The sequence below is a fragment of the Actinacidiphila paucisporea genome, assembly GCF_900142575.1.
Taxonomy (GTDB): Bacteria; Actinomycetota; Actinomycetes; order Streptomycetales; family Streptomycetaceae; genus Actinacidiphila; species Actinacidiphila paucisporea.
Map to the genome: position 1 here is coordinate 35,433 of NZ_FRBI01000009.1, position 20,271 is coordinate 55,703.

The following is a 20,271-nucleotide window of genomic DNA, read 5'->3' on the forward strand; positions in this document are numbered from 1 at the left end:
GTCGTATTCCACTGTGTGAACAGCCGCGCCCGCAGGGTGCCGCACAAGGCCGTGCGGCCCGTCGACGCGGTGCTTTCTGCTGCGCACATTCCGCCCCACCCAGGTAAATCGGGGGAGACGTTGACCATCACCGTGCCGTCGCTTCCCGCCACGGGCATCGCCCCTGAGCGGTTCAAACAGATATTCCGCAACCACCCCGCGGGCGTGGTCGTCGTCACCGTGGACGCCGGCAGCGGTCCGGCCGGCTTCACCGCGACCTCGCTCACCTCGCTGTCCCTCGAACCGCCGCTGGTGTCCTTCGGTATCGGCGTCACCGCGTCGTCCTGGCCGCATGTCGGGCAGGCCCGCAGCGCGGTGGTCAACTTCCTCGGCTCCGACCAGGAACAGCTCGCCAGGACCTTCGCCACCAGCGGGATCGACCGCTTCGCCGAGCCCACCCGGTGGCGTCGGCTGCCGGACGGCGAACCCGTGCTCGACGGGGTGACCGGCTGGCTGCGGCTCGACCTGGAACAGATCGTGCCGGCCGGCGACCACCGGGTCGTCATCGGCCGGGTCCAGGACTCCTGGACCGGCGGTGCCCGCGCCCCGCTGGTCTTCCACGACGGCGGCTACCACTCCCTCTGACCGGCCACGTATCCACACCATCCACCCGACCAGCGACCGGACGACGATTCCGGCCTCTCACCAGGAATTCACATGAGCGCACGTCCCATCGCCCGACTCGTCCCCCGCCGGTCGTTTCTCGCCCTCGCGGGCGGAGCCGCGTTCCTCGCCGCCTGCTCCCGGAATTCGGCCGCGTCGATCGACACCGTCCCGACCCGCGGACTCCCCTCGGGGGCGCCGCCGCCCGGTACCAAACTCGCGATATCCATTCACACCTCGCAGCTGCAACTGGCCGACTCGGGCCTGGACAAGCAATTGCCCTTCACGGTGTCGAGTTGGCCCAACCTCACCGCGGGGCCCGACGTCATCCAGGGATTCCGCGCCCATTCCATCGACCTGGCGAGCAACGCCGGAATTCCGCCGATCCAGGCCGAGGCCATCAAGGTCGGTGCCCGTATCGTCGCCGTCCAGACCCGCGACCACCCCATCTACAGCTTCGCGACCGCGCCGGGCTCCGGCGACGCCATCGCCTCGGCGAAGGACTTCCGGGGCAAGAAGATCGGCTTCTCCCAGGGCCAGGCGCAGGGCGTCGTGGTGCTGCGCGCCCTGAAGGAAGCGGGGCTGCGCAATTCCGACGTCCAGCTGATCGCGCTGCCCAGCACGCAGTTCCTGACCGCGCTGCAGTCCAAGCAGGTCGACGTGGCGCCGCTGGCCGAACCGTCGCTCACCAAATACCTGGGCCAGTACGGCAAGGACGGCGCCCGGGCGGTCGCCACCGACGTGGTCGACCTGCTGGCGATCCTGTGGGCGCCCACCGAGGTCCTCAACGACGACGCCAAGGTCGCCGCCATCCGCAGCTTCATCCCGCTGTGGGCCAAGGGCCTGGTGTGGGCCTGGGAGAACACCGACCAGTGGATCCAGAGCTACTACGTCAAGGACCAGGGCGTGTCCGCCGCGGCCGGCCGGCGCATCGTCTCCTCGCTCGAGCAGCCGCAGTTCCCGCGCAGCTGGGACAAGGCCATCGCCTGGGAGCAGGAGACGGCCGATCTGATGGCCGAGGGCGGCTTCGTACCGAAAATCAAGGCCGAGACGCTCTTCGACCGCCGCTTCGAGGGGCTCGCGGCGCGGGCCGTACCGGCGAAATATCAGGTGGCGTCATGACCGACATCCTGCCCCAGGTGCGGACGGCCGAGCCCGCCGCCAAGGACCGTGCCCAGCCGTTCCCCACCGTACGGGAGCTTCGGCCCGCCACCACGGCGACCGGCACCCGGCGGCGGCTCGGCCCCGGGAAGGCCGTCCCCTTCGCCCGGCTGACCGGTCCCGTGCTGGTCGTGCTGATCTGGTGGGCCGCCTCCGCCACCGGCTATCTCGACCCGCGCATCCTGTCGGGACCCGGCGCCGTCGCCTCCACCGCCGCGGACCTGATCAAGAGCGGGCGGTTGCAGAGCAATGTGGCCGTCTCGCTGCAACGCGCCGGGCTCGGCCTGCTGTTCGGGGTGCTCGCCGGCGTGCTGCTCGCGGTCGCCGCGGGCCTCAGCCGGGTCGGCGAGTACCTGCTCGACGGCACCCTCCAGGTCAAGCGGGCCATCCCGTCGCTCGCCCTGCTGCCGCTGATGATCCTCTGGCTCGGCATCGGCGAGGAGATGAAGGTGACCCTGATCGCGCTGGGGGTCACCGTCGTCGTCTACATCAACACCTACGCCTCGCTCACCGGCATCGACCGCAGGTACGTGGAGCTGGGCGAGAGCCTGGACCTGAGCCGGCTGCAGTTCATCCGCAAGGTGGTGGTCCCCGGCGCGCTGCCCGGCTTCTTCGTCGGCCTGCGCCTCGCGGTCACCGCGTCCTGGCTCGGCCTGGTGGTCGTCGAGCAGGTCAACGCCACCAAAGGCCTCGGCTACATGATGTTCCAGGCCCAGCTCTACGCCCAGTCCGACGTGATCATCGTCGGCCTGGTCGTCTACGGAGTCTTCGGATTCGTGTCGGACGCGCTGGTGCGCGCCGCGGAACGGAGGGTGCTGTCATGGCGACGCACACTGGCGGACTGACCGCACCGCGCCCGGCGGTCCGCGCCGCCGCGGTCCGCACCACCCGCCTGGTGCGCTCCTTCGGCGACCGGGACGTGCTCAAGGGAATCGACCTGACCCTGGGCCAGGGCGAGTTCACCGCGCTGCTGGGCCGCAGCGGCTCCGGCAAGTCCACCCTGCTGCGCGCGGTCGCCCGGCTCGACCACGGGGTCGCGGGCTCCGGCGAACTGCACGTGCCGGAGCGGGTGTCGCTGTCCTTCCAGGACTCCCGGCTGCTGCCCTGGCTGCGGGTGCTGGACAACGTGGTGCTCGGCGTGCGCGGCAGGGACGCCAAGGAGCGCGGCGCCAAGGCGCTGGCCGAGGTCGGCCTCGAAGGGCGCGAGCGGTCCTGGCCGCACGAGCTCTCCGGCGGCGAGCAGCAGCGCGCCGCCCTGGCCCGCGCCCTGGTCCGCGATCCCGAACTGCTGCTGGCCGACGAGCCGTTCGGGGCACTGGACGCCCTCACCCGGATCAGGATGCACGACCTGCTGCGGGAGCTGTACGAGCGGCACCGTCCTGCGGTGCTGCTGGTCACCCACGACGTGGACGAGGCCGTCGAACTGGCCGACCGCGTGCTGGTCCTGGAGGACGGTCGGATCGCGGTCGACCTGGCGGTGGACCTGCCGACCCCGCGCAGCCGCCGCGACCCGCGCTTCCAGGAATACCGCGACACGCTGCTCGCCGCGCTCGGCGTGCACCAGCCCGACGGCTCCGCCGACCCGGTACACCCCGACCCGCAGCCCGCCGACCTCCCCGCTCCGGGCGGGCGCCCGCTCAAGGACAAGGACCCCCATGACCCGCAGGACTGACCGCAAACCGATGCACCTCAACGCGTTCCTGATGTCGGTCGGGCACCACGAGGCGGCCTGGCGGCTGCCGGAGAGCCCCGCCTCCGGCGGCACCGACATCGCGCACTACCAGAACCTCGCGCGGATCGCGGAACGCGGCAAGCTCGACTCGCTGTTCCTGGCCGACAGCCCCGTCCTGATGGGCGACCCGGGGCGCCGCCCCGCCAACAAGCTGGAACCCACCGTGCTGCTGACCGCGCTCGCCGCCGTCACCGAGCACATCGGGCTGATCGCCACCGCCTCCACCAGCTACAACGAGCCCTACAACCTGGCCCGCAGGTTCGCCTCCGTCGACCACGTCTCCGGCGGCCGCGCCGGCTGGAACATCGTCACCACCGCGGGCGCCGACGCCGCCCGCAACTTCGGCCTCGACGACACCCCGCTGCACCACGACCGCTACCTGCGGGCCGCCGAGTTCGTGGACGTCGCCACCAAGCTGTGGGACAGCTGGGCCGACGACGCGGTCATCGCCGACAAGGAGTCGGGCGTCCACGCCCGCGCCGACCGGGTGCGCAAGTTCGAGCACAAGGGTACGTATTTCAGGGTGGACGGACCGCTGAACGTACAGCGCTCCCCGCAGGGCTACCCACTGCTGGTGCAGGCCGGTTCCAGCGAGGACGGCAAGGACTTCGCCGCCCGCTACGCCGAGGCGGTCTTCACCGCGCAGCAGACCCTTGAAGAGGCCATCGCCTTCGCCAAGGACGTCAAGCAGCGCGCCGTCGGCTTCGGCCGCGACCCCGAGGGCATCAAGATCCTGCCCGGCATCGTGCCCGTCATCGGCGACACCGAGGAGCAGGCGCGGGCCCTGGACGACGAGCTGGACCGGCTGATCCGGCCCGAGTTCGCGGTCACGCAGCTGTCCAAGACGCTGCGCGTCGACCCGGCGACGCTGGACCTGGACCGCGAACTCCCCGACGACATCCCCTCCGAGGACGAGATCGAGGGCGCCAAGAGCCGCTTCACCCTCATCGTGGAGCTGGCCAGGCGCGAGCGGCTGACCGTACGGCAGCTGATCGGCCGGCTGGGAGGCGGGCGCGGCCACCGCACCTTCGCGGGCACCGCCGAGCAGGTCGCCGACACCATCGAGCACTGGTACGCCGCGGGCGCCGCGGACGGCTTCAACATCATGCCCGCGGTGCTGCCGTCAGGACTCGAGCTGTTCGTGGACCGGGTGGTGCCGATCCTCCAGGAGCGCGGCCTGTTCCGCACCGAGTACACCGGCCGCACCCTGCGCGAGCACTACGGGCTGCCGCGCCCCGCCAACCGCCTCTTCGACACCGTCGACGCCAGTGCCGGGCACCTCGGCATCGCACTCTCGGAGGTTTCGTGACGGGCTGTAGAACGACCACCTCCGGGCCGGCCGCCACCGCGGCCGGCCCGGCCGTGCCGCCTCCCGGCTGGGTCCGCCGGCTGGGCGGCTACTGCCTGCGGCACCGGGGCGACCTGCTCGCCGCCTTCACCGGGGCGGTGGTCGCCGCGGTCGCCACCGCGGTGCTGCCGCTGGTCCTGCGGCATGTGGTCGACGCCGTCGCGGGAGGCGCCGGCGGCCCGCTCGGCTGGTGGATCGCGCTGCTCGCCGGACTCGGCCTGGCCCGGTTCGCGGCCGGCTACACCCGCCGCTACCGGGCCGGCCGGCTGTCGCTCGGGGTGCAGTACGACCTGCGCAACGACGCCTTCGCGGCACTGCTGCGGCTCGGCGGCGCCCAGCAGGACGACCTGCGCACCGGGCAGATCGTCAGCCGCTCCATCTCCGACATCACCCTGATCCAGACGCTGCTGCAGTTCCTGCCGAACATGACAGGCAACGCCCTGATGTTCCTGGTCTCGCTGGTCTTCATGGCGCTGCTGTCCCCGCTGCTGACCGTGGTGGCGCTGGTCGTCGGCCCGTTGCTGTGGCTGATCGCGCTGCGCAGCCGCAAGGACCTCTTCCCGGCGAACTGGCACGCGCAGCAGGAGGCCGCCGAGGTCGCCTCCACCGTCGAGGCCGCCGTCAGCGGTGTCCGGGTCGTCAAGGGCTTCGGGCAGGAGCAACGCGAACTGGCGGGCCTGGAAGGCAAGGCCAGGCTGCTGTTCTCCTCACGGCTGCGGGTGGTGCGCTACACCAGCCGCTACACGCCCGCGCTGCAGGCCGTCCCCGCACTCGGTCAGGTCGCGGTGCTCGCGCTGGGCGGCTGGCTCGCCCTGCACGGCCGGATCTCGCTCGGCACCTTCCTCGCCTTCACCAGCTACCTCGGCTCGTTCGTCACCCCGGTCCGCCAGGTCGCCACCCTGCTCACCGTCTGGCAGCAGGCCAGGGCGGGCACCGAACGCGTCCTGGAAGTCATCGACGAGGCCCCGGCCGTCACCGACGCCCCCGGCGCCGCCGACCTGCCCGCCGGACCACCCGCGCTGAGCTGGCAGGACGTCACGTTCGGGTACGGCAACGGGCGCCAGCCGCTGCTGCGCGGTTTCACCCTCGACATCGCGCCCGGCGAGACGGTCGCCCTCATCGGCCCGGCAGGCTCCGGCAAGTCCACCGCCGCCGCCCTGCTGCCGCGCTTCTACGACGTCGCGTCCGGCTCCGTGAAGGTCGGCGGCACCGACGTGCGCGACCTGCGGCTCGACTCGCTGCGCGGCGCCATCGGCTACGTCTTCGAGGAGAGCCTGCTGCTGTCCGACACCGTGCGGGCCAACATCGCCTACGGCGACCCCGACGTGTCCGACGAGCGGATCGCCCGGGCCGCCCGGACAGCCCGCGCCGACGAATTCGTCGGAGGGCTGCCGCAGGGCTACGACACCGTCGTCGGCGAGCAGGGCCTGACCCTGTCCGGCGGGCAGCGGCAGCGCGTCGCACTGGCCCGCGCCCTGCTCGGCGACCCGGCCGTGCTGATCCTCGACGACGCCACGTCCGCGATCGACGCCCGCGTGGAGTCCGAGATCCACACCGGCCTGCGCACCGCGACCCGCAGGCCCACCACCCTGATCGTCGCGCACCGCAGGTCCACCCTCGAACTCGCCGACCGCATCGCCGTACTGGACGGCGGCCGGGTGGTCGACACCGGCACCATGGACGAACTGCGCTCCAGATCCGCGCTCTTCCGCAGCCTGCTGTCCGCCGCCGAGGTCACCGAACCCGCACCGGCCGGCGCCGCGGCGCCCGCCGAGCACGTACCGGACGCCGGGGACGAGCCGGCGCTGCCCGCCGTGACCGCCCGCCTGTGGCGGCGTACCGCCACGCCCGCGGGCCGGCGCAGCGACGACGCCGACCTCAAGGCCGCCCAGGCGATGGCCATCAGCTCCGCCACCGCGGGCCGCGGCCGCGGCGGGCCCGGCGCCTCCGTGCTCGGCGCCGCACCGCCCACCCCCGAACTGCTCGACGGGCTCGCCAGGATGCCGCTGCCCGACGCCGACCCCGACGTGCCCGCCGGCCAGACCAGGGCCGCGGACCCGCACTTCGGACTGCGGGCGCTGATCCGCCCCTTCCGCCTGCCACTGCTGCTCGGGCTGCTGCTGGTCGCCGCGGACGCCGTCGCGCAGATAGCGGTGCCCATCCTGGTCAGGCACGGCGTCGACAACGGCGTCGCCCGGCACTCCGGCGCCGCCCTGCTGGCCGCCGCGGGCGCGGCCGCCGCCGTCGTCGGCGCCGACTGGGTCGTCGGCGTCGCCCAGACGCGCACCACCGGACGTACCGGCGAACGCCTGCTCTACACGCTGCGGGTGAAGACCTACGCGCAGCTCCAGCGGCTCGGCCTGGACTACTACGAGCGCGAGCTGGGCGGCCGGATCATGACGCGGATGACGACCGACGTCGACGCGCTGTCCAACTTCCTGCAGACCGGCCTGATCACCGCGGTCGTCAGCCTGCTGACCGTGGTCGGCGTCCTGGTCACCCTGCTGGTCATCGACGCGGGCCTGGCCGTCGTGCTGCTGTGCGCGCTGCCGCTGCTGATCGGCGGCACCGCGCTCTTCCGCCGCCGCTCGGTGCCCGCCTACCACGAGGCCAGGGAACGCATCAGCGCCGTCAACGCCTGCCTCCAGGAGAACGTCACCGCCATCCGCGTCACCCAGGCCTTCCGCCGCGAGGAGCGCAACGCCCGCGACTTCGCCGCGCTCGCCTGGGCCTTCCGCGACTCCCGGCTGCGCGCCCAGCGCTACATCGCCACCTTCTTCCCCTTCGTGGAACTGCTCGGCGTGCTGTCCGCCGCCGCCGTCCTCGCCGTCGGCGCGGGCCAGGTCCGCTCCGGGGCGCTCACCGCCGGCACCCTGATCGCCTTCCTCCTCTACGTCGACCTGTTCTTCTCCCCGATCCAGCAGCTCTCCCAGGTCTTCGACGGCTACCAGCAGGCCGTGGTGGGCCTCGGCCGGCTGCGCACCCTGATGCGTACCCCCACCGGCACCCCGGCGGCCGCCTCCCCCCTGCCGGTCACCGCCCTGCGCGGCGAGATCGCCTTCGACCGGGTGTCGTTCGGCTACGCGGGCGGCGGCGGCCAGGAGGTGCTGCACGGCGTCTCGCTGCGGATCGCCCCCGGCGAGACCGTCGCCCTGGTCGGAGCCACCGGCGCCGGCAAGTCCACCGTGATGAAGCTCATCGCCCGCTTCTACGACCCCACGTCCGGCGCGGTCCTGGTCGACGGGCACGACCTGCGCGGCCTCGACCTCGCGGCATTCCGCGCCAGGCTCGGCGTGGTGCCGCAGGAGGCGCACCTCTTCAGCGGCACCGTCAGGGACGCCATCGCCTACGGCCGCCCCGGCGCCTGCGACGCCGAGGTGGAGGCCGCCGCCCGCGCGGTCGGCGCCCACGACATGGTCGCCGCGCTGCCGCTCGGCTACCTCCAGCCGGTCGGCGAACGCGGCAGGAACCTGTCCGCGGGTCAGCGCCAGCTGATCGCACTGGCCCGCGCCGAAATGGTCGACCCCGACATCCTGCTGCTCGACGAGGCGACCGCCTCGCTGGACCTGGCCACCGAGAGCCGCGTCGCGACCGCCACCGACGCGCTGACCCGGCGGCGCACCACGCTGGTCGTCGCCCACCGGCTGACCACCGCCGCCCGCGCCGACCGGGTCGTGGTCATCGACCGCGGCACCGTGGTCGAGACGGGTACGCACACCGCGCTGCTTGCCGCGCAGGGCCCTTACCGCAGGCTCTGGGACGCCTTCCGGCAGACCGGCGCGTCCGCCGGCGTCGACCAGCTGGCCCCCGCCGCGGCGCTCCGCCCCGACCCCACCCCCGACCATCTCGTCAACGGGAGAGCACGATGACGCAGTACCGCCCCTTCGGACGCACCGGCGTCCAGGTCAGCCCGCTGTGCCTGGGCACCATGATGTTCGGCCCCCGGGGCAACCCGGACCACGCCGACGCGGCCCGGATCATCCACCACGCCCTCGACTCGGGCATCAACTTCGTGGACACCGCCGACGCCTACTCGGCCGGCGAGTCCGAGACCATCGTCGGCAAGGCTCTGGCCGGCGGCCGCAGGGACAACGTCGTGCTGGCCACGAAATTCCACGCCAGCCTCGGCTCCGACCCCAACGAGCAGGGCAACTCGCGCCGCTGGATCGTCCGCGAGGTCGAGAACAGCCTGCGCAGGCTCGGCACCGACTGGATCGACCTCTACCAGGTGCACAGGCCCGAGCCCGACACCGACTTCGACGAGACGCTCGGCGCGCTGTCCGACCTCGTCCGGCAGGGCAAGATCCGCTACATCGGCACCTCGACCTTCGAGCCGTCGGCGATCGTGGAGGGCCAGTGGATCGCCGAACGCCGCGGGCGCGAGCGGGTGGTGGCCGAGCAGCCCCCCTACTCGCTGCTGGCCCGCGGCATCGAACGCGAGGTGCTGCCCGTCGCCCAGCGCTACGGCCTCGCGGTGCTCTCCTGGAGCCCGCTCGCCGGCGGCTGGCTCTCCGGCCACTACCGCAAGGGCGTCCCGCAACCGGCCTCCAGCCGGGCCGACCGCCAGCCCGGCCGCTTCGACATCACGGCGGCGGAGAACGCGGCGAAGCTCGCGGCGGCCGACGCGCTGGCCGCGCTGGCCGAGGAGGCAGGCCTCACCCTGGTCCAACTGGCCCTGGCTTTCGTGCTGCAGCACCCCGCCGTCACCTCGGCCATCATCGGTCCGCGGACCTTCGCCCAGCTGGAGAGCCAGCTGGGCGCGGACAAGATCACCCTGGACCGCGAGGTGCTCGACCGCATCGACGCGATCGTGCCGCCGGGTACGAACCTGTCGCCCCGCGACGCCGGTTACACCCCGCCGTCGCTGACCGAACCGGCCACCCGCCGCCGCGCCGTCTGACCCCCCGGGGCTGCCCCCCGCGCCCCTTTGGGCCTCCCGCCATCCGCCGACCAGGCGTTGGCTCCTGCCAGGGGCCCTTCGTGCAGGAGGGTGAGCGTTTTCAGGGGCGCAGGGAAGCGGTCTACCGGTCTACCGTGAGGGCGATCTTGCCGCGGGTGTGACCCTGCTCCACCGCCCGGAGCGCCTTGTCCGCCTCGGCGAGCGGGAAGGTGCGCGTCACGTACGGGTCCAGGGCGCCCTCGACAACCAGGGCGGCCACCGCCGAGAGCACCGCGCCGGTGCGGGCGCGGACGATCGCGCTGCCGCCGAGCGACGCGGCCAGCGCCTTGTCCGCGCCGCTGACGAGGTGGGAACGGTCGGCGAGCAGGTCGGCGAGCTCGCGCAGCGAGTCGCCGCCGACCAGGTCGAGGATGCCGTCGACGCCACCGGGGGCGGCCGCGCGGACGCGGTCCGCGACGCCCTCGCCCGAGGGCACGTGGATCACGCCCAGGGACTGCGCGAAGGACCGCTTCGCGGCGCTGGCCGTGCCGATGACGGTCAGACCGCGGTGCCGGGCGATCTGGGCCGCGGCGACACCGACGCCGCCGCCGACGCCGTTGACGAGCAGCGTCGCGCCCGCTGGCAGGGCGAGTTGGACGAGGGCGTCGTAGGCGGTGGCGGCCGCGACCGGCAGGGTGGCCGCGTCGGTCCAGGACAGGGCGGCCGGCTTGTGCGCGGTGCCGGCCGCGGGCAGCAGGGTCAGCTCGGCGTAGCCGCCGGTGTCCGTGCCGCCGAAGACCTCGTCGCCGACCGCGAAGCCCTCGACGCCGGGCCCGACCTCCTCGACCACGCCGGCGGCCTCGCTGCCGAAGACCGACGGCAGCACGGTCGGCGCGGCGCCGGCCCGCTGGTAGCCGTCGCGTCGCTTCCAGTCGACGGGGTTGACGCCCGCGGCCCGAACCGCGATCAGCAGCCGGCCGGGCCCCGGCACCGGTCGCGGCAGGTCCGCGAAAGTCTCGGTCTCGGGGCCGCCGAAGGCGGTGTGGAGGTAGGCGGTGGGCATGCGGTGCTCCTCGCGTGTGCGGGTTCAGCGGTCGCCGGGGACCTGGAGGAAGTGGAAGTGGACGCCGCGGCGCAGCGTGAAGCCGAGCGTCTCGTAGAGCCGGATCGCGCCGGTGTTGACGGCGGCCGCGTGCAGGAACGGCGTGTCGCCGCGGGCGCCGATCCCGGCCGCGGTGTGCAGCAGCAGCCGGGTGGCGAGCCCCTGGCCGCGGTGCTGCTCGTCGGTGCACACCGCGCTGATCTCGGTCCAGCCGGGCGGCCGCAGCCGCTCCCCGGCCATCGCGACCAGCCGGCCCTCGCGGCGGATGCCGTAGTAAGCGCCCATCGCGATCGTGCGGGGCAGGAAGGGACCGGGCTTGGCCCGGGCGACCAGCTCCAGCATCTCGGGCACGTCGGACGGTCCCAGCGGCACGGCCTCGGAGTCGGTGCGGGCGTGCACCGCGGTCGCCACCATCTGGACGCCCTGCGCGGACTGGCCGGTCGACCACTGGGCGGGCAGCGAGGACACCCCGGTGATCGCGACGGGATTGCCCGGGCCGGCGAGGTCGGCCAGATCCGCCCAGCTCTGCGGCTCCGCGGGATCGGCTATCGCCACGAAGGGCGACACGTCGGTCCGGTACCGGGCGGCGGAACCGGTGGTCTCGGCGAGGTGCCGGTGCGGGCCGTTCAGCGCGGACCACACGGCGTTGTCCAGCACGTGCGGTTCCGCGGTGCCGGGGTGCGACGGCGGCTGGGAGGACTCAAGGCGGGTCGACATGGGCGCGGTGCTGCTCCGTTTCTGCGCCGGCTGCGTGGCGCTCACTGGGGCCAACCCGTTCGGGCCGCGGGAAAATCCCGTTCCGGCCCCCGTAAGTACGCCGTTGCGCCCGCGGGTCAGAACCGCACGCCTTCGGCGAGCAGCGCGAACTGCCGGTCGTAGAGCGCGACCAGGTCCACCTCGCCGTCCCGCTGCACCCAGTGGCGTACCACCGCGGTCGACACCGCGATGAGGGCGGCCGCGGCGCAGTGCACGTCCAGGTCGTCCGGGTCGCGGCCGGTGCGCTCGCTGATCACCGCGGCCACCACGTCCTGGGTGCGCTGGAATTCGTCCCAGGAACGCGCCCTGATGGCCGGGTCGGTGAAGCCGAGCCTGGTCCGCAGCAGCAGCTCGTCGTGGTCGGCCTCGATCAGCCGCCCGAGGGAGTCGGTCAGCGCGTGCCGGATCGAGTCGATGATCGGCTCGCCGGGCGGCCGGGCCCGTAGCGCCTCGACGAGCGCGGGGTCGTACTCGTCGTTGAGGACCACGTCCTCCTTGGTCGGGAAGTAGCGGAAGAAGGTGCTGGGGGAGACCTCGGCCGCGGCGGCGATCTGGTCGACGGTGGTGGCCTCGTAGCCCTGGGCGGCGAAGAGGCGGTAGGCCTCGCGCCTGATGGTCTCCAGGGTGCGCAGCTTCTTGCGCTCCCGCAGGCCCATCTCCGGCGCGGTCGGGGTCTCCTTGGCGTTCATGCCAGCGATTGTCCGTGCTCGGCGGGGGATGTGGCGACCTCCCGCGCGGCCGGGACCGCGTCGCCGGCCCCGGTCCTCCCGCCCCGCGCGGGCAGGAAGAGGGCCGCGAGCACGGCACCGGCCAGGGCGATCCCCGCGCACACCAGCAGGGCCAGGCTCATGCCGTGCACGAAGGCGTGGTGCGCCGAGGCGGTCAGGTCGCGGTCCCGCAGCCGCGCCGCCACCGCGCCGGCCCCACTCACCGAGTCGCGTGCCGCGTCGGCGTCCTGGCGGGACAGCCCCCCGGTGCTCAGCCCGGCCAGATAGCCCGCGCTCAGCAGGCTGCCGAGACCGGCGACCCCGAGCACCCCGCCGACCTGCTGCACGGTCTCCAGCAGGCTGGTGCCGCGTCCCGAGGCCTGCGCGGGCAGCGACGCCATCACCAGGCTGGTCGCGGGCACCACGGCGAGGCCGAAGCCGAAGCCCGTCATGGTCAGCCACAGCGCGGCGTACGCGTATCCGTCGCCGGTGCCGGTGGCCGCGCCGACCAGGGTGCCCGCGGCGAAGACCAGCAGCCCCGCGGCCACCACGACCCGCGTGCCCAGCCGCGGCACCAGCGTTTCGCCCAGCGTGGCGGCGGCCATCAGCCCGCCGATCAGCGGCAGGATCCGCAGGCCCGTGCCGAGCGCGTCGTGGCCGAGCACCTCCTGCAGATACTGCGGGACGACGAACATGATGCCCATCAGCGCGAAGTTCACGAAGACCGCGATCAGCGTGCCCCAGCGGAACCGCGGGTCGGCGAACAGCCGCGTGTCCACCAGCGGGTGCGGACACCGCTGCTGCCACCAGGCGAAGACCGCCAGCACCAGCGCGCCGCCGACGACACCGCCCAGCACCCGGGGGCTGCCCCAGCCGTCGTCGGGGACCAGGATCGTCCCGTAGACGAGCGCCGTGATGCCCACGGCGCTGAGCCCCGTGCCCACGGTGTCGAACGGCACGGCGGGGCCGCGCTCCCGGGCCCGGTCGGCGGGCAGCAGCCAGACGCAGGCGATCAGCGCGAGCACCACCACCGGCACGTTGAAGAGGAAGACCGAGCCCCACCAGAAGTGGTTGAGCAGCCAGCCGCCGACCAGCGGGCCCACCGGCATGCCCACCGCGGTGGCCGCGGTCCAGGCGCCGATCGCCTTGGGCAGCTCGGCCGGGCCGAAGACCCGGGGGAGCACCGCCATCGACACCGGCATGATCATCGCCGCGGCCAGTCCCAGCACGGTCCGCACGGCGATCAGCTGCCCCGGTGAGCCCGCCTGGGTGCCGGCCAGCGAGGCCAGGCCGAACAGCGCGATGCCGCCGATCAGGACGCGCTTGTGGCCGTAGCGGTCGCCGAGCAGCCCCACCGGCAGCATCGCCACCGAGAGCGCCAGCAGGTAGCCGCCGTTGATCCACTGCAACTGGGCGCTGTCGGCGCCCAGTTCGCCCGACAGGGTGGGCAGCGCCACGGTGATGACGGTGCCGTCGAGGGCGATGATCAGCACGCTCAGCGTCAGGGCGGCCAGCGCCCACCAGCGGCGGGGCGAGTTCGCGAGCGGGGGAGGAGCGGGCGCGGGCACGGACATGACGGCCTCCTGGGGGTCGACTCTGTAATGAGAGTAACTTCCAGCAAGGTGTCATGTGTCAAATGAAAGTGGTCTGTCAGTTTGCTTTGCGGTGAGTTGTGGTCTTCTTGGCCGTCTTCTTCGCCGCGGTCTTCCCCGCGGTGGTCTTCTTGGCCGCCGCCGACTTTTTCGACGCCGCCTTCTTGGCCGGACGCTTCCCGGCCCCGCCCTCGCCCTTCGAGCTCAGTTCGGTGACGGTCGCGTGCGTCCCGTCGCCGCCGCCGCGGCTGTCCTTGGCCTGGTCCACCGAGGCCTGCAGCGCCGCCATCAGGTCCACCACCTTGCCGCCGCCCTCGTCGGCCGGCGCGGGCGGCTCGGCGCCCTCCAGCTTCGCCGTCACCATCGCCTCGACGGCCACCGCGTACTCGTCCTCGTACGCCGACAGGTCCGCCTCGCCGAGCGCCTCGATGAGGGTGTCGGCGAGCCGCAGCTCGTTGTCGCTGATGTTGACCTTGCCGCGCGGGACGGCGTCGGCCGCCGAGTTCAGCTCGTCGGGCCAGCGCAGCGTCTGGAGCAGCAGGATGTCGTCGCGTGCGGTGATCAGCGCCAGGTGCTCGGAGTTGCGCATCGCGAACTTGCCCACCGCGGCCTTGCCCGAGCGGGCCAGCGCCTCGCGCATCAGGACGTACGGCTTGTTCGCCGTCGGCGAGGACGGCGCCAGGAAATAGGGCGTGTCCAGCTGCATCGCGTCGACCGACGCGGCCTCGACGAAGCCGCTCACCTCGATGGTCTTGGCGGTCGGCAGCGGCAGCCGCTGGAGGTCCGCGTCGGTGACCTCGACCAGCTGGTCGTCCGGGGTCTCGAAGGCCCGGCCGATGTCGGCGGAGGTCAGTACCTTCTCGTCCAGCTCGCAGGTCTTCTGGTAGCGCACCCGGCCGTGGTCGGCCAGATGGATCTGCCGGAAGCTGATCTTGTGGCTCGACACCGCGGACCCGAGCTTCACCGGGATGGAGACCAGACCGAAGGCCAGGTTCCCGCTCCAGACACTGCGCATGGCATGTCCTTTTTGTCAGGCTATGGGAATCTTTATGGTATGCCGATCACCGAGGTCGAGGGCCGCCAGATCAAGCTCAGCCACCTTGACCGGGTGCTCTGGCCGGAGACCGGCACCACCAAGGGCGAGCTGCTGCACTACTACGCGAGCGTCGCCGACGCCCTCGTCCCGCACTGCGCCGGGCGCCCGGCGAGCTTCGTCAGGACCCCCGACGGCGTGCAGGGTCAGCGCTTCTTCCAGAAACGCCCGCCCGCCGGTACGCCCGACTGGGTGACGACCGCCGAGACCCTCAGGAGCAGCGGCGAACTCATGCCGCAGGTGCAGATGGACGACCTCGCGACCTTGATGTGGGCGGCGAACCTCGCGTGCGTGGAGATCCACACCCCGCAGTGGCGCTCCGCGGCGCCCGGCATCGCCGACCGCCTGGTCATCGACCTCGACCCCGGCCCCGGTCGCACTGTCGTCGACTGCTGCGAGGTGGCACTCCTGCTGCGCGAACGGCTCGCCGCCGACGGCATCGAGAGCTGGGCCAAGACCAGCGGCTCCAAGGGCCTGCACCTCTATGCCGCGCTGCGGGGCGCCGACTCTCCGCAGGCCTCCGCCTACGCACGGCGCGTCGCCCAGGAGCTGGAACGCGCCCACCCCGACCGGGTGGTCTCCCGGATGGCCAAGGCGGACCGCACCGGGCGGATCTTCATCGACTGGTCGCAGAATTCGGCGAAGAAGACGACGGCGACGCCCTACACGGTGCGAGCCCGCCCGCATCCGACGGTCTCCACACCCCTCGCGTGGGACGAGGTGTCCGCCGCGGCCACCCCCGAGGACCTGACCTTCACCCTCACCGACGTCCCCCCGCGGCTGGCCGCCCACGGCGACCTCCTGGCCCCCCTCCTCGCACCCGAAGCGGCGTCCCCTCTTCCCTGACCGAGCCACGGCCGTGCGAAGGTGACGGGCCGTCCGGGCCTCCCGGGGAAGTACGTGGCCGGGGGTCTGCGGCCGTGAGAACCCGTCGGGTCACGCGCGCGGCTTCCCGCCCGTCGGGTTACGCCCGCGGCTCCCCGGACCAGCGCCAGCCGGTGCGGCGCTCACGGCCCGGCAGGGCGACGCGCCCGGTCGACCACAGCAGCGCGGGCCACGGCTCGGCGTCCGCGGGAGCGTCGGGGAAGAGCCGGTGCAGGGATCTGGCGCACAGATCGGCGGGCGGCTCGAAGGGCAGGTCGAACCCGGCGGCGATGTCGTGGGTGTGGACGAGCGTCTCGACCACGCCCATCGCACCGAAGCCCGCCGGGTCGGACGCCCCGAAGACGTGGTGCGACCGCAGGTCGGGTGACGTGGTGCGGACCATCGAGGTGAGCAGCGCGCCGCAGGCCTCCAGGACCTGCAGCAGGCCCGCGACGCCCTCCCCGCGGTCCACGAAGATCGTGCAGCAGGGCCCGTCGGGCGTCTCCCGGCGCCAGGTGGCCGGTACATGGGTGGTCAGCGACGGGACCCGCGGGCCGAGTTGGAGTGCGTACGCGAACAGGTCGTCGGCCAGGTGCTCCGCGGTCTGCCAGCAGGTCCAGGTCAACGTGCCTGCCGGTGCGTCCCAGCCGCCGTCGGGGGCCTCCCGCAGCGCGGTCACCGACAGCCGTACGGCCAGGTCGACGTCGTCGGCGGTCACGGGTCCCGGGCTGTGCTGCGCTGCGGAAGTCATACCGGGACCGTACTACTCCGAGGACCGCCGGTGATCAGGGGGCGAAGACCTGCTGCGCGGCCACCGCGGCGCCGCCCCGCGCCCAGGCCTCGAACGGCAGCGGGCGCACCACCAGGTCGCATTCGGCCGCGGCCCCGAAGGCCTGGGCGCGGAAGGCGGCGCGGACCGCGTCGGCGAAGAGGTCGTAGGAGGCCACCCCCTCGCCGGAGATGACGATGCGCTGCGGGCCGACCAGGTTGGCGATCGAGGCCATGGCGAGGCCGAGCGCGCGCCCGGCGCGGGCGAAGACCTCGCGTACGGCGGGGTCGCCGGCGTGTGCGCGCCGGACGGCCGCGGCCATGGTCATGCCGGGGTCGCCGGTGGCCTGCCTGGCCTGCTCGGTGATCGCGTGGGTGGCGGCGACGGCCTCCACGCAGCCGGTGTTGCCACAGGTGCAGACCCGGTCGCCGCCCACCGGCAGGTGTCCGGCCTCGCCGGCGACGCCGTACGCCCCCGACACCACGCGCCCGTCGACCGCGATGCCGCAGCCGATGCCGGCGCCGACGGTGACCAGCGCGAAGGACGACAGGCCCGCGCCCGCGCCGAACCACTGCTCGGCCACGGTCAGTGCCCGCACGTCGTTGTCGACCACCGTGGGGGTGCCGGTCGCCGCCCCGGCCAGCCGGGCCAGCGGCACCTGGCGCCAGTCCAGGAACGGCGAATACTGCACGGTTCCGGCCCGCGCGTCGATGTCCCCGGCGAGGGTGACCCCGATACCGTGCACCCCGCCCGGTGACTCGGCGCCGTGCTCCGCCGTGCTGCCCTTCGCCGCCCCGTCCTTTGCCGCCCCGCCGGCCGTCCGCAGCCGCGTCACCAGCCGGGCGATCGCCCGCACCACGCTGTCGACGTCCCGCGAGGCCAGCGGGGCACGGCGGGTGGCGAGCGGGGTGGCGGTCAGGTCGGTGAGGACGCCGATCAGCTCGTCCGCGGTGACCTTGACCCCGATGAAACGCGCGCGCTCCGCCCGTACGGCCATCGGCGTCGCGGGCCGGCCGCTGGCCCGCTCCCCGGCGGGACGGCCCAGTTCGGTGATCCAGCCGTCGGCCAGCAGGGGCGCGGCGACCTTGGTGACGGCACCCGGCGACAGGCCGGTGCGCCGGCCCAACTCGGCCCGGGTGAGCGGTCCCTGCACCAGCAGCGTCCTGAAGACCAGGGCGGCGGCCGGCGGTCGTCCGGCGAGCGTCATGCCGCCGACCTTACCTTTCCACCGGCAATCATCAACCTCGCCGACGGCGAAGTCTATGGCCGTGATCCTGTGCCAGATCGGGTCCGGAATATGTTGACCGAGGAAGGAAAGTCGGCCTAGATTCGGCCGGAGCCGAGGAAAGGACCCCGCCATGCAGAACGCCACCGGACGGACCGTCTCCCTGCGCGCGGCGGGCACCGCCCTGGTCGTGGAGCTGACCGAGCCGGTGCCGCGGGTCCTGCACTGGGGCGCCGACCTCGGCGAGCTGTCGGACGCGGACACGGCCGCGCTGAGCCTCACCGCGGACGGCGCCGTCCTCAACAACGCCATCGACCAGCCGCGCCGCTTCACCGTCTGGCCCACCGAGGCCGACGGCTGGTCGGGCACCCCCGCGCAGGAGGGCCACCTCGCCGGCGGCGCCGCGGCCCCCGGGCCCGTACTCACCGGCAGCACCCACCGGGACCTCGCCGGCGGCGGCGGTGAGATCGGCATCGCCATGACGGACCGCACCACCGGCCTCGACATCACCGTCACCTACCGCCTGGAGCCCTCCGGCGTGCTCGGCGTCAGCGCGGAGCTGACCCGCAGGGCCGACGCGGAGCCCGTACCGTACGACCTCGCGCGGGTCTCCACCCTGCTGCCGCTGCCCGCCCGGGCCGCCGAGGTGCTGGACTTCACGGGCAAGTGGAGCTCGGAGCGCCGCCCGCAGCGCCGCCCGCTCGGCCACGGCGGCCATGTGCGCGAGGTGCGGCGCGGCAAGCCGGGCCTGGACTCGCCGTACCTGCTGGCCGTCGGGGTGCCCGGCTTCGGCTTCAGGGACGGCGAGGTGTGGGGCGTGCACGTCGCCTGGAGCGGCGACCAGCGCTATCTGGCCGAGCAGCTCCCCGAGGGCGCCGGTGTCCATGCCGCGGTCCTCGGCGGCGGCGAACTGCTCCGGGCCGGCGAGATACGCCTCGCGCCCGGCGCGACCTACCGCACCCCGGTCTGCCACTTCGGCTGGTCGGCCGACGGCCTCGACGGTCTCGCCGACCGCTTCCACGCCCTGCTGCGCGCCCGCCCCGGGCACCCGCGCACCCCGCGCCCCGTGGTGCTCAACAGCTGGGAGGCCGTCTACTTCGACCACGACCTGGACCGGCTGCGCCGGCTCGCCGACCGGGCCGCCGAGGTCGGGGTGGAGCGCTTCGTGCTGGACGACGGCTGGTTCACCGGCCGCCGCGCCGACGACGCGGGCCTCGGCGACTGGTACGTCGACCCGCGGGTGTGGCCCGACGGCCTCGCGCCGCTGGCCGACCACGTACGGTCGCTCGGGATGGACTTCGGGCTGTGGTTCGAACCGGAGATGGTCAACCCCGACTCCGACCTGGCCCGCGAGCACCCGGACTGGATCCTCGGCCCGGCCCGCGGACGCGGCCCCACCTCCCGCAACCAGTACGTGCTCGACGTCTCGCACCCCGACGCGTGGGCGTATCTGCTGGAACGGCTCGACACCCTGGTCGGCGAGTACGGCATCGCCTACCTCAAGTGGGACCACAACCGCGAGCTGCACGAGGCGGTGCACGGCCCCGGCGACCGGCCCGCGGGCCACGCCCAGGTCGAGGCCTTCTACCGGCTGCTCGACACGCTGCGCTCCCGGCACCCGGCGCTGGAGATCGAGAGCTGCGCCTCCGGCGGCGGCCGGATCGACCTGGGCGTCCTGGCGAGGACCGACCGGGTGTGGACCTCGGACTGCAACGACCCGGTGGAGCGCCAGAGCATCCAGCGCTGGACCGGGCAGCTGCTGCCGCCCGAGCTGATCGGCTCCCACGTCGGGGCCGCGGAGAGCCACACCACCGGCCGGGTCACCGCCGACACCTTCCGGCTGGCCACCAGCCTCTTCTGCCACCCCGGCATCGAGCAGGACCTCACCCGGTGCGAGCCCGCCGAGCTGGCCAGGATCACCGCGTGGACCGCGCTCTACCGCGAGCTGCGCCCGCTGCTGCACGGCGGCCGCCAGGTGCGCGCCGACCTGCCCGGTGACGCGACCCTGCTGCACGGCGTCGTCGCCGCCGACTCCTCGGCCGCGCTCTACTGCTGGGCGCGGCTGGCCACCTCGGCGGAGGGCCAGTCGGGCCGGGTGCCGCTGCCGGGCCTGGGGCCGGACGCCCGCTACCTGGTGCGGGTCCGCACCGACCTCGGGCTGCCGTCGCTGCACCAGACGGCGGGCCCCGCGTGGTTCACCGCGGCGCTGGACGGCTGGGTGCCGATCCCGGGGGCGGTGCTGGTGCGGGCGGGGCTGCCGATGCCGACGCTCAACCCGGGGCACGCGGCCCTGATCGAGGTGCGCGCCGCCTGAACGGGGCCGCCCCCTGTATCGTCCGTTCGGCCCACCCCGGCTGCGGCGGCACCGCCCGCCGACCAGGGTGCTGAGCGAGGGGATCCA

16 protein-coding genes are annotated in these 20,271 nt (G+C 73.6%); 9 read left to right on the top strand and 7 right to left on the bottom strand.

Annotated elements, in window-relative coordinates; genetic code table 11:
- Positions 1 to 120 precede the first annotated feature (120 nt).
- The 7 genes from BUE44_RS15520 (at position 121) to BUE44_RS15550 (ending at position 9,783) form a co-directional block, all read left to right on the top strand.
- Complete coding sequence (locus tag BUE44_RS15520) at positions 121 to 624, top strand: flavin reductase family protein (protein ID WP_073498576.1); 504 nt, start codon at positions 121 to 123, stop codon at positions 622 to 624.
- Positions 625 to 696: 72 nt separating this feature from the next.
- A complete protein-coding gene (locus BUE44_RS15525) occupies positions 697 to 1,764 on the top strand; it encodes an ABC transporter substrate-binding protein (protein WP_073498578.1) in 1,068 nt (355 codons plus the stop codon).
- The gene (locus BUE44_RS15530; protein WP_073498580.1) at positions 1,761 to 2,648 is read left to right on the top strand and encodes an ABC transporter permease; all 888 of its coding nucleotides are present in this window, start codon (positions 1,761 to 1,763) and stop codon (positions 2,646 to 2,648) included. The genes BUE44_RS15525 and BUE44_RS15530 overlap by 4 nt, the downstream gene beginning before the upstream one ends.
- The gene (locus BUE44_RS15535) at positions 2,624 to 3,475 is read left to right on the top strand and encodes an ABC transporter ATP-binding protein (protein ID WP_079189774.1); all 852 of its coding nucleotides are present in this window, start codon (positions 2,624 to 2,626) and stop codon (positions 3,473 to 3,475) included. Before BUE44_RS15530 ends, BUE44_RS15535 begins: the two co-directional genes overlap by 25 nt.
- Positions 3,459 to 4,844 carry an LLM class flavin-dependent oxidoreductase gene (locus tag BUE44_RS15540; RefSeq protein ID WP_073498583.1) on the top strand — a complete coding sequence of 462 codons (1,386 nt, stop codon included), beginning with the start codon at positions 3,459 to 3,461 and terminating at the stop codon, positions 4,842 to 4,844. Before BUE44_RS15535 ends, BUE44_RS15540 begins: the two co-directional genes overlap by 17 nt.
- Positions 4,841 to 8,752: an ABC transporter ATP-binding protein gene (locus BUE44_RS15545; protein WP_073498585.1), complete on the top strand. Its 3,912-nt coding sequence runs from the start codon at positions 4,841 to 4,843 to the stop codon at positions 8,750 to 8,752. Before BUE44_RS15540 ends, BUE44_RS15545 begins: the two co-directional genes overlap by 4 nt.
- Positions 8,749 to 9,783 carry an aldo/keto reductase gene (locus BUE44_RS15550; RefSeq protein ID WP_073498587.1) on the top strand — a complete coding sequence of 345 codons (1,035 nt, stop codon included), beginning with the start codon at positions 8,749 to 8,751 and terminating at the stop codon, positions 9,781 to 9,783. Before BUE44_RS15545 ends, BUE44_RS15550 begins: the two co-directional genes overlap by 4 nt.
- 121 nt (positions 9,784 to 9,904) lie before the next feature.
- On the opposite strand, the gene BUE44_RS15555 is transcribed toward BUE44_RS15550, so the two are convergent.
- The 5 genes from BUE44_RS15555 to ku all read right to left on the bottom strand — a co-directional run bounded on the left by BUE44_RS15555 (position 9,905) and on the right by ku (position 14,934).
- Entirely contained in the window at positions 9,905 to 10,825 is a 921-nt protein-coding gene (locus tag BUE44_RS15555) for an NADP-dependent oxidoreductase (RefSeq protein WP_073498590.1), read from the bottom strand.
- Between the two features lie 24 nt (positions 10,826 to 10,849).
- Positions 10,850 to 11,581 (bottom strand): GNAT family N-acetyltransferase, encoded by a 732-nt coding sequence (locus tag BUE44_RS15560; RefSeq protein WP_073498592.1) that lies wholly within the window; start codon positions 11,579 to 11,581, stop codon positions 10,850 to 10,852.
- Between the two features lie 116 nt (positions 11,582 to 11,697).
- Positions 11,698 to 12,309 (bottom strand): acyl-CoA-like ligand-binding transcription factor, encoded by a 612-nt coding sequence (locus BUE44_RS15565; RefSeq protein WP_073498594.1) that lies wholly within the window; start codon positions 12,307 to 12,309, stop codon positions 11,698 to 11,700.
- Positions 12,306 to 13,901 (bottom strand): DHA2 family efflux MFS transporter permease subunit, encoded by a 1,596-nt coding sequence (locus tag BUE44_RS15570; RefSeq protein ID WP_073498596.1) that lies wholly within the window; start codon positions 13,899 to 13,901, stop codon positions 12,306 to 12,308. The genes BUE44_RS15565 and BUE44_RS15570 overlap by 4 nt, the downstream gene beginning before the upstream one ends.
- 76 nt (positions 13,902 to 13,977) lie before the next feature.
- Positions 13,978 to 14,934, bottom strand: coding sequence for a non-homologous end joining protein Ku (gene ku, locus BUE44_RS15575; protein WP_073498598.1), 957 nt, complete (start codon positions 14,932 to 14,934; stop codon positions 13,978 to 13,980).
- Between the two features lie 39 nt (positions 14,935 to 14,973).
- On the opposite strand from ku, the gene ligD reads away from it, so the two are divergent.
- Entirely contained in the window at positions 14,974 to 15,858 is an 885-nt protein-coding gene (ligD, locus tag BUE44_RS15580) for a non-homologous end-joining DNA ligase (RefSeq protein ID WP_073498600.1), read from the top strand.
- 118 nt (positions 15,859 to 15,976) lie between these two features.
- On the opposite strand, the gene BUE44_RS15585 is transcribed toward ligD, so the two are convergent.
- Together BUE44_RS15585 and BUE44_RS15590 are read right to left on the bottom strand one after the other, a co-directional pair.
- Positions 15,977 to 16,627 (bottom strand): DinB family protein, encoded by a 651-nt coding sequence (locus BUE44_RS15585; RefSeq protein ID WP_073498602.1) that lies wholly within the window; start codon positions 16,625 to 16,627, stop codon positions 15,977 to 15,979.
- Positions 16,628 to 16,661: 34 nt separating this feature from the next.
- Positions 16,662 to 17,852: an ROK family transcriptional regulator gene (locus tag BUE44_RS15590; protein WP_073498605.1), complete on the bottom strand. Its 1,191-nt coding sequence runs from the start codon at positions 17,850 to 17,852 to the stop codon at positions 16,662 to 16,664.
- A 151-nt stretch (positions 17,853 to 18,003) separates the two neighbouring features.
- Here BUE44_RS15590 and BUE44_RS15595 point away from each other — a divergent pair, with 151 nt between their 5' ends.
- Positions 18,004 to 20,184, top strand: a complete 2,181-nt coding sequence (locus BUE44_RS15595) for an alpha-galactosidase (RefSeq protein WP_073498607.1) — start codon at positions 18,004 to 18,006, stop codon at positions 20,182 to 20,184.
- The last annotated feature ends 87 nt before the right edge of the window (positions 20,185 to 20,271 follow it).